Annotated in this window: 5 protein-coding genes; 2 read left to right on the plus strand and 3 right to left on the minus strand. The window is 41.9% G+C overall.

Annotated features, from left to right (window positions below):
• Positions 1-6 precede the first annotated feature (6 nt).
• The 3 genes from AC1DWN_RS28495 to AC1DWN_RS28505 all read right to left on the minus strand — a co-directional run bounded on the left by AC1DWN_RS28495 (position 7) and on the right by AC1DWN_RS28505 (position 2,469).
• A complete protein-coding gene (locus AC1DWN_RS28495) occupies positions 7-690 on the minus strand; it encodes an ABC transporter ATP-binding protein (protein WP_477562257.1) in 684 nt (227 codons plus the stop codon).
• A 92-nt stretch (positions 691-782) separates the two neighbouring features.
• A complete protein-coding gene (locus tag AC1DWN_RS28500; protein WP_477562258.1) occupies positions 783-1,784 on the minus strand; it encodes a sensor histidine kinase in 1,002 nt (333 codons plus the stop codon).
• A 1-nt stretch (position 1,785) separates the two neighbouring features.
• Positions 1,786-2,469, minus strand: coding sequence for a response regulator transcription factor (locus AC1DWN_RS28505; RefSeq protein ID WP_477562259.1), 684 nt, complete (start codon positions 2,467-2,469; stop codon positions 1,786-1,788).
• 451 nt (positions 2,470-2,920) lie between these two features.
• Here AC1DWN_RS28505 and AC1DWN_RS28510 point away from each other — a divergent pair, with 451 nt between their 5' ends.
• Entirely contained in the window at positions 2,921-3,868 is a 948-nt protein-coding gene (locus AC1DWN_RS28510; RefSeq protein WP_477562260.1) for a helix-turn-helix transcriptional regulator, read from the plus strand.
• A 67-nt stretch (positions 3,869-3,935) separates the two neighbouring features.
• Entirely contained in the window at positions 3,936-4,475 is a 540-nt protein-coding gene (locus tag AC1DWN_RS28515) for a DinB family protein (protein ID WP_477562261.1), read from the plus strand.
• The last annotated feature ends 111 nt before the right edge of the window (positions 4,476-4,586 follow it).

Below are 4,586 nucleotides of genomic sequence, written 5' to 3' on the forward strand. Positions count from 1 at the left end.
CTATGTTCATGGTCGAACCACCTCATCCTTGGCGATCCTCCCATCTTCAATCACAATCACTCGGTCTGCTTGCAGAGCAATTCGCTCGTCATGGGTAATGACAATTAGCGTCTGATTGAAGGTTTTATTGAACATTTTTAATAAATCGATAATTTCACCACTATTTTTACTGTCTAGATTACCAGTCGGCTCATCAGCCAGCATAATAGCAGGATTGCTAATAAGCGCTCTACCGATCGAGACCCTTTGCTGTTGTCCGCCGGAAAGCTGGTTCGGCAGATGGCCTAAGCGGTTTTGTAGATTTAACGTCTTCACGATATCATCAAATTGCTTTTTATCTACTTTATGTTCATCAAGCAGCATCGGAAGCGTAATATTTTCTTCGACGGTTAGAACCGGTATAAGGTTATAAAACTGATAAATAAGACCGATTTGTCTGCGTCTAAAGATCGCCAGCTGTGTTTCATTCAATTTATAAATATCTGTATTTTCGATCAGTACCTTACCGTTTGTCGGTCTATCCACACCGCCTAGCATATGAAGCAGCGTTGATTTCCCGGATCCTGACGGACCAATAATGGCGACGAACTCACCTTTTTTCACTGAAAATGATACATCATCAAGCGCCTTTACCGCCGTTTCACCTTTGCCGTATATTTTAGACAGATGATCTATTTTTAATATTTCCACTTTAAAACCTCCATTAATTAGCTGTTGGTTTTAGTATATCTGTCTAAAATGACTATCAAGTGACTCATAAATGACAGTTTAGTCACTTAACCTTATACGATTTGTTTATAAAACTTAATTCGGAACTGTGTGCCGCTCATTGGCAAGCTTTGAGCTTCTATATCTCCGTTTTGGCTAGTTATAATACTGTGAGCCATCGCCAGACCAATTCCGATACTGCCTTCACTGGCATTTTTCCCTTTATAGAAACGTTTGAATATATAAGGAAGATCCGCCTTCGGAATTCCTTTACCATTATCAGCAATGATCATTTCTGTATACAGGGCATTTTCTGAAAAAGAAATGGCGATCACTCCGCCTTCCGGTGTGTGCTCTACACCATTTTTCAAAATATTGATTAAGGCTTCAGCGGTCCAATTTAAATCACCTACAAAAGAAACGGTTTCTTCACCCGTTATCGAAACCGTAATTTGTTTAACGTCTATCGGAATTAGAACGGACTCTAACGCTTTATGGATAAGCTTTTGTACCGCTAGTTGATCTTTTTTGAAGGGTACTGTACCTGCATCAATTTTTGAAAGCTTTAATAAAGAAGAAACAAGCCATTCAATCCTTTCAAGCTGAATCCGAATATTTCTTGTGAATTCTGTTCGTTTGACTACCGGCAGATCAGCGTCGCTTAATAAATCTGCCATCATCATCATGGAGGTAAGCGGGGTTTTGAGCTGATGAGAAATATCCGAAATAGCATCGGTAAGCTTGCGTTTATCTTGTTGAAGGATGGAGCTGTGCTCAGACAATCTAAGAGTCACCTTATAAATATCGTTTTTCAGAATACTAAGCTCACCTTCTTGATTATCGCGAACATCCAGTGAATAATCACCACCGCTAATTTGCCGCAAATAACCCGAAAGCTTTTCTATTTCACGATATCTCCAGCTCGTATGTATGAAGCTGCATCCTATTAGCAAGGCTGATGTAATGAAAATAAGTACCGCAGCAGCTAATGAAATAAAGGTAGCGGCAGCTATAGCTGCAATGCTAATTAAGCACATCACTACAAGTTGGATTTTGATCTCTCTATTACGCAGCATGCTAATCACCAACCTTATAACCTAAGCCGCGTACTGTTTTAATAATGGTCGGATTTTGCGGATTATCCTCTAGCTTTTCCCGCAGCCTTTTGATGTAAACCGTTAATGTATTATCATTCACAAAATCACCCGCGACATCCCAAATCCGCTCAAGCAGCTGATTTCTGGAGAGAACCTGCCCAATATGGTTAGCGAAAATAAGCAATAAGCGATACTCTAAAGCAGTCACTAGAACCTCAACATTATGTTTGTAAACCTTGCCTTCGAGCGTATTAATCCGGACATTTTCTAGTTCAATTATTGCTTTTGTCTGGGTCTGCTTCTGGTATCTACGCAGCACTGATTTGATACGCGAGAGAAGCTCGCGAATGCGAAAGGGCTTCGTAATATAATCATCTGCGCCCATATCTAGGCCCATTACAACATTAACCTCATCATCAATCGCAGTTAAGAAGATGACGGGTATATCGCTGCGGTCCTTCACTATTTTACATAATTCATAACCACTGCCATCCGGCAGCGATAAATCAAATAAACATAAAGCAAACTCATCGAGTTCTTCTGCCAGTACTTTTTTTGCGGATGCCGCATCATAACAAAGTACGGTAGTGAATTGATCCTGCTGTAAGGAATATTCAAGTCCGGATGCGATCGTTTTATCGTCTTCCACGAGCAATATTTTCATATGATGATCATCCTACCTTTATTTTACTTCGAGAAAATGTATGAAGACATTTATTGTATCATATTTGATACATTGTCCTATTGCTTGATTATGTTGCAAACAAAAAAAGATTGCGCTTCTGCAGATGCAGACGCACGGGATATTCGTTATTAAGTAATTCCTGTTAGTCTTTATAAGTCGACGAATGGTAATTCTGCGGACTGTATGACAACCCCTTAAATCTCATTAAAGAGATAACTATGCGGATGATTATATTTCAGCACGCTTGCGCTATCCTCTTACGGTACATCCGTGACGATACGCTTACTTGATGAACGTCATAGGCTGCTTTATACGGCTTGTTCTGAACGTGAATTTCTTTTTTTCCTCGTCTACTCGACTGAGCTGAATCTTGTACTTTTGGTTTAGAATGGTAACATAAGATATGATTTCATGAGGGGGTTGCAGCAGTATGAACAAATCAGACCGTTTGTTAGCTATCGTGCTTGAGCTGCAACGTAAAGAGGTTTTGCGAGCTGAGGATTTGGCGGCTACATTCGAGACAAGTGTGAGGACCATCTACCGAGATATACAGGCTCTTAGCGAAGCGGGAGTGCCAGTGGTAGGGTCTACCGGCCGGGGATATTCCTTAATGGAGGGGTATTTCCTGCCACCGATCAGTTTCACAGTTGAAGAAGCCGTGACTTTACTCATTGGGATGGATTTTATTGAACAAAGATTTGACGCCAACTATGGCATCAAGGCCCAAACTTCCCGCGGGAAAGTCGAAGCCATCCTGCCAGAGAATGTTCGCAGCGAGGCATGTCGGGTACGTAAGACCATGCGGCTGCTGACTTCTGGTAAAGACGCAACTTGCGAACAAGAGAAAGAGTATATCGAAACGATCCGTCGCGCAATATTGGAGGAGCGGAAGGTACGATTTCGTTATTCGAAAAGTGTGCCCGAACTCGATGGGAATCGTCAAAGTGTTCGAGTTGCCRCACCTTATGGACTTGTGCTTGTTCAAGGAACATGGATGCTTATTGCCCATTGTGATCTCCGGCAAGAAATTCGTCATTTCCGATTGTCTAGGATGAGCGAGCTTAACGTTTTGGAGTACCGATTTAATGTACCGTCCGATTTTAATTTGCATGATTACAAACCCCAGGATGACCGCAACATACATGTTTGCATTCTGGTTAATCGTGACATTGCGGATAAAGTGAAGGAATCGAACAACTATTACATGGAAGCAGCAGAGGATCATCCGGATGGTTTGCTTGTCAACTTTCGCGTTCGTCATCCCGAGGACTTACTACGTTGGGTGCTCGGCTGGGGAGCGGATGTCGTTGTGCTGGAACCGGAATCCTTCCGGAATCGGGTTCGTGATGAAGCTGAAAAAATGTTAAAACGCTACTGACATACTGTTGTCAGTAGCGTTTTTATATAATCACATCAGATGATTGAAAAGGAGCTGTTTGAAGAATATGAATACAACCGAAGCTTTACAGCGGTTTGAAGAAATTGCAAATCACTATCTTCATGAATTAGATTGCATTGGCATAGATCAGTTGAAACGTCAGCCAAGTGAGAATGAGTGGTCGCTTGGACAAATGTATCAGCATTTGATTAACTCGGCTCTTTATATGCAGCTTCGTCATATTGACCATTGCATGACTCAAAGTGAGGATTCCGTTGCCTCTATAGCGGGAAAAACAAGAGAGGGTATAGAGATATTTGAGCAAGGAGGATTCCCGCCTATACGTATACAAGTCCCGCCTTCACCACAATATACACCGGAGCAACCAGAAAGCAAAGAGCAGTTGATCCAAGGATTGAATACCGTGATCGATCGAATGAAAGAAATCATGCCGAAGCTTGAAAAGGCATCTATGCAGAATACCATGCCTCATCCGCGATTCGGTTCACTGAATGCAAAAGAATGGTTTTTGCTCATCGAAATGCATTACCGTCATCATCTTCTGCAGACGGACCGTTTAAAAAATTTTTTAGCAAGTAACGCATAAATTATTAAGAAGGAAGGGATAAGAACGATGCCGACCAATGTATTACGCCAGCAAAGCCGCTACTGGATTGGCGTTGTATCTGCTTCTCATGTGAAACGGGGGGTGCTGGGT

It is taken from the genome of Paenibacillus sp. P4_A7 (genome assembly GCF_056402455.1).